This is a genomic window from Streptomyces sp. NPDC002156 (assembly GCF_053593675.1).
On sequence record NZ_JBSFDA010000318.1, the window covers coordinates 1 to 4913 of the forward strand.

Genomic DNA, 4913 nt, shown 5'->3' on the forward strand with positions numbered 1-4913 from the left:
GCCTGGGCTGAAAGGTCAAGCGCCGGCCGGCACAATCCAGCCCGTCCGGCGTTTGAGGACGAGCGCGTTCAGCGCGATACGGGGGTTCGGGGGCGGAGCCCCCGAGGGACGGGAACGGGTAAGGGCGGCGGGGGCGAAAAACTCACGCCGGCCGCAGGTGCACCACATCCCCCGCCCCCACCGGCTCCTGCACCCCTTCCCCCGTGGCCAGCACCAGCCTCCCGTCCCCGTCGACGGCAACCGCCTCCCCCACCACACTCCGATCCCCCGGCAACTCCGCCCGCACAGTCCGCCCCAACGTCGCGCACCCCGCCGCATACGTCTCCTGCAGCCCGGACAACACCGGATCCCCCTCCACCGCCCGCCACCGCACATACCACTGCTCCAACGACCGCAGCACCGCCCGCAGCAACGGATCCCGGTCCGTCCCCACCGCCCCCGCCAACGCCAGCGACCCAGCCGTAGGCACCGGCAGCTCGTCCTCGCGCAGGGTGACGTTGATGCCGATGCCGATCACCACCGCGTCCGCACCGGCCCGCTCCGCGAGGATCCCGCCCGCCTTGCGCTCCGCGCCCCCGACGCTCACCAGCAGATCGTTGGGCCATTTGAGTGACGTATCGACGCCCGCGGCCCGCGACAGCCCCGTCGCCACCGCGACCCCGGTCAGCAGCGGCAGCCAGCCCCAGCGGGCCACCGGCACCCCCGTCGGCTTCAGCAGCACGGAGAAGAACAGCCCGGAGCGGGCGGGCGCCGTCCACTGCCGGTCCAGCCGCCCGCGCCCGGCGGTCTGCTCCTCGGCGACCAGGACGAACCCCTCCTCCGCCTTGCCCGCATTCGCGAGGGCGACGAGATCGGCGTTCGTGGACCCCGTACTGCGGACCACCTCGACCCCCGACCAGAGCCCGCCCTCCCGGACCAGCGCCCGACGCAGCGCACCGGCGCCGAGCGGCGGCCGGTCGAGATCGGACCAGCGCCCGTCGTTTCCTGCTGAACCCTCTGAACCCTCTGAACCCTCTGATCCTGCTGAACCTGCTGATCCCTCTGAGTCATCTCGCGGCGTCATGCAAGCCACACTAGATGTGGTAAACGCCGCACTGCCGATGGGTAGGCACCCCACTACGCTACGGATGAGTAGCCAATCCCCCTTCTGAGCACGTCACACTTTGCAGGGAGCCGCATCCCGATGGCCGAGCCGGTAAAGCCGCAGCAGATCGACATCCACACCACCGCTGGCAAGCTCGCGGACCTGCAGCGCCGCGTCGACGCGGCGACGCACGCCGGATCGGAACGGGCTGTCGAGAAGCAGCACGCCAAGGGCAAACTGACGGCCCGTGAGCGCATCGAACTGCTCCTGGACGAGGACTCGTTCGTCGAGCTGGACGAGTTCGCCACACACCGCTCGACCAACTTCGGCCTGGAGAACAACCGCCCCTACGGCGACGGCGTCGTCACCGGCTACGGGACCGTCGACGGGCGTCCGATCGCCGTGTTCTCCCAGGACTTCACCGTCTTCGGCGGCGCACTCGGCGAGGTGTACGGCCAGAAGATCGTCAAGGTCATGGACTTCGCGCTGAAGACCGGCTGCCCGGTCATCGGCATCAACGACTCGGGCGGCGCCCGTATCCAGGAAGGCGTGGCCTCCCTCGGTGCCTACGGCGAGATCTTCCGCCGCAACACCCACGCGTCGGGCGTGATCCCGCAGATCAGCCTGGTCGTGGGCCCGTGCGCGGGCGGAGCGGTCTACTCCCCGGCCATCACCGACTTCACGGTCATGGTCGACCAGACCTCGCACATGTTCATCACCGGCCCGGACGTCATCAAGACGGTCACCGGCGAGGACGTCGGCTTCGAGGAGCTGGGCGGGGCCAGGACCCACAACTCCGCCTCGGGCGTGGCCCATCACATGGCCGGCGACGAGAAGGACGCCATCGAGTACGTCAAGCAGCTGCTGTCGTACCTGCCGTCCAACAACCTCAGCGAGCCCCCGCTGTTCCCGGAGGAGGCGGACCTCGCCGTCACGGACGAGGACCGCGAGCTGGACATCCTGATCCCGGACAGCGCCAACCAGCCGTACGACATGCACACGGTGATCGAACACATCCTGGACGACGCCGAGTTCTTCGAGACGCAGTCCCTGTTCGCGCCCAACATCCTCACCGGCTTCGGCCGGGTGGAGGGCCGTCCGGTCGGCGTCGTCGCCAACCAGCCGATGCAGTTCGCGGGTTGCCTCGACATCGCGGCGAGCGAGAAGGCCGCCCGCTTCGTACGCACCTGCGACGCCTTCAACGTGCCGGTCCTCACCTTCGTGGACGTCCCCGGCTTCCTCCCGGGCGTCGACCAGGAGCACGACGGCATCATCCGGCGCGGCGCCAAGCTCATCTACGCCTACGCCGAGGCCACCGTCCCGCTCATCACGGTCATCACCCGCAAGGCCTTCGGCGGCGCCTACGACGTCATGGGCTCCAAGCACCTGGGTGCCGACCTCAACCTGGCCTGGCCGACCGCCCAGATCGCCGTCATGGGCGCCCAGGGCGCGGTCAACATCCTGCACCGCCGCACGATCGCCGAGGCGGAGGCCAACGGGGAGGACCTGGACGTGGTCCGCGCCCGCCTGATCCAGGAGTACGAGGACCACCTCCTCAACCCCTACATCGCGGCCGAACGCGGCTACGTCGACGCGGTGATCCTGCCGTCCGACACCCGCCGCCACGTCGTACGGGGCCTGCGCCAGCTCCGCACGAAGCGCGAGTCCCTGCCCCCGAAGAAGCACGGCAACATCCCCCTCTAGACCGTTTCGACTGCCGTTCAGGAGCCGCTGTGAACATCAAGGTCGTACGGGGCAACCCGACCCCCGAGGAGCTGGCCGCCGCCCTGGCAGTGGTCCGAGCCCGAGCCGTGGCAGCGTCCTCCACGACACCGGGTACCCCAGGCACGAAGGACGCCTGGGCAGACCCGGCAAGACTCGCGTCCCAGCGCCTGCCCAACCCGGGCCCGACATCATGGACCCGCACCTACTGGCCGGCGTGACTGAGGCATCCAAGGGGCGCGGGGCTGTGTCAATATGCGGCTCCGCCGCGCGAGCGCACGGAGGGACAACAAAGGGCGCCGATTTGAGTACGGCTACTCAGGCGCCCCAACCCGCGGAGCGTCACGCTGGATGGCATGTTGTGGTCCGACCCCGAGAACGAACCGCCGAAGGAACTGCGCGAAGCGCAGCAGATGCTTCGGCGGCTCGGGTTTCTCATGGCCCTGGCCATGCTGCTCGCGATGATCGTCCTCGGAGTGCTGTAGGCACACAGCCCACACACCCCGCCGATACGCTTACCGCATGACCGATCAGCCACGCCGCCGCCTCGTGCTCGCCTCCCAGTCACCCGCCCGGCTCAACCTGCTCAGGCAGGCCGGACTCGACCCCGAGGTGATCGTCAGCGGCTTCGACGAGGACGCCGTGACGGCGCCGACCCCCGCCGAACTGGCCCTCGCCCTCGCCGAGGCGAAGGCCTCCGTGGTGGCCGCGAAGCCCGAGGTGCGGGGCGCGCTGGTGATCGGCTGCGACTCCGTCCTCGACCTGGACGGCGAGGCGTACGGCAAGCCCGCAGACGCCGAGGAGGCCACCGCCCGCTGGAAGTCGATGCGCGGCCGGGCGGGCACGCTCCAGACGGGCCACTGCGTCTGGGACACGGCGAACAACCGCCACGTGTCGGCCACCGCGTCCACGGTCGTGCGGTTCGGCGAGCCGACCGACGACGAGATCGCCGCGTACGTCGCCTCCGGCGAGCCCCTCCATGTCGCCGGGGCGTTCACCCTCGACGGCCGCTCGGCACCCTTCATCGACGGCATCGACGGCGGCCACGGCAACGTGATCGGCATCAGCCTGCCCCTCGTACGCAGGCTGCTCGCCGAACTGGGCGTCGGGATCACCGAGTTGTGGACGCCCGGGGAGAAGTAGCGATCACGGGGTGCTGGGCGTCGGCGGAGGGGTGAGCGGCGAGCCGCCCCCCGCGCTGTCCTCCGGGCCCTCGGACACGGGGGTGTCCCGCTGGTCGTACGTCATCAGCAGGAGCACCACCAGCGTCATCACCACGACCATGGTCAGGAACGCCGTCCAGCCCACCAGGCCCCAGGCGAAGGCCCCCAGCAGCGCGTGCACCACGGCCGCGCTGATCAGCAGGATGCGGCCGAGGCCGGCCGGGGAGCGGTCGCGCAGGGCGACGAGCAGGGCCACCACGCCGCACAGCGCGAAGTAGGCGCCGAAGACCAGGCCGCCGATCTTCGAGGACACGGACATCATGTCCGGGTCGAGACCGGCGAGGGACATCTGCTGGTTGTCGACGACCGTCCCCAGGAACCAGTTCAGCGCGGCGACGCCGAACGCCTCCACGAACAGGACGACCGCGACGATCCAAGCCACCGGTCTGCGGACCACTGGCCCCCACCCACTTTCGACTGCCGCGCGTGCGGCTAGTACTACGTTCGGTTGGCACTACGTTCGGTACAGCGTGAACGCTACTAACGGGTAAACGCGCGGACAAGGGTTCGTCCGAGGTTGCTCGACGGGCAAAGAATCATTGGGCCGTTCGTAGGGACTCCACAAAGAAACGGAGTGGGCCGCAGCACGCTCTCACAGAGACCTTGACCACATCAGGGGGCTAGGGTTTCCGCAAGGAGTCCTGCGTACGTAGGTGCGACAAGGGATTTCGCGGGTCGAGCGAGCCTCGTATCACGCTCCGTGTGGGCAAGCTCACCAGTGGGGACGGGTCGATGCGCCGTGTCGGCAGTCCCTAAACTCGGCTTGTTTCAAGGAGGGAGCCTCAATCGTGCGCAAGGTGCTCATCGCCAACCGTGGCGAAATCGCTGTCCGCGTTGCCCGGGCCTGCCGGGATGCCGGAATCGCGAGCGTGGCCGTGTACGCC

Annotated in this window: 7 protein-coding genes; 5 read left to right on the forward strand and 2 right to left on the reverse strand. The window is 69.3% G+C overall.

The features are described 5' to 3' along the window. Positions 1–142: 142 nt before the first annotated feature. Entirely contained in the window at positions 143–1063 is a 921-nt protein-coding gene (locus ACWCRB_RS48980) for a biotin--[acetyl-CoA-carboxylase] ligase (protein ID WP_451002246.1), read from the reverse strand. A 120-nt stretch (positions 1064–1183) separates the two neighbouring features. Between ACWCRB_RS48980 and ACWCRB_RS48985 the strand changes: the two genes are divergently transcribed. The 4 genes from ACWCRB_RS48985 (at position 1184) to ACWCRB_RS49000 (ending at position 3949) form a co-directional block, all read left to right on the forward strand. Continuing rightward, the gene (locus ACWCRB_RS48985; RefSeq protein ID WP_451002247.1) at positions 1184–2788 is read left to right on the forward strand and encodes an acyl-CoA carboxylase subunit beta; all 1605 of its coding nucleotides are present in this window, start codon (positions 1184–1186) and stop codon (positions 2786–2788) included. Between the two features lie 29 nt (positions 2789–2817). After that, positions 2818–3027 (forward strand): acyl-CoA carboxylase epsilon subunit, encoded by a 210-nt coding sequence (locus ACWCRB_RS48990; RefSeq protein ID WP_451002248.1) that lies wholly within the window; start codon positions 2818–2820, stop codon positions 3025–3027. Between the two features lie 135 nt (positions 3028–3162). Beyond that, entirely contained in the window at positions 3163–3291 is a 129-nt protein-coding gene (mmpB, locus tag ACWCRB_RS48995) for a morphogenic membrane protein MmpB (RefSeq protein ID WP_268828153.1), read from the forward strand. 37 nt (positions 3292–3328) lie between these two features. After that, complete coding sequence (locus tag ACWCRB_RS49000) at positions 3329–3949, forward strand: Maf family protein (protein WP_451002249.1); 621 nt, start codon at positions 3329–3331, stop codon at positions 3947–3949. A gap of 3 nt (positions 3950–3952) precedes the next feature. On the opposite strand, the gene ACWCRB_RS49005 is transcribed toward ACWCRB_RS49000, so the two are convergent. After that, on the reverse strand, positions 3953–4426 hold the full coding sequence (locus tag ACWCRB_RS49005) for a hypothetical protein (RefSeq protein WP_451002250.1): 474 nt from the start codon (positions 4424–4426) through the stop codon (positions 3953–3955). A 391-nt stretch (positions 4427–4817) separates the two neighbouring features. On the opposite strand from ACWCRB_RS49005, the gene ACWCRB_RS49010 reads away from it, so the two are divergent. Further along, positions 4818–4913 (forward strand): biotin carboxylase N-terminal domain-containing protein (locus ACWCRB_RS49010; RefSeq protein WP_279617129.1); only part of this gene is annotated, 96 nt, incomplete at its 3' end.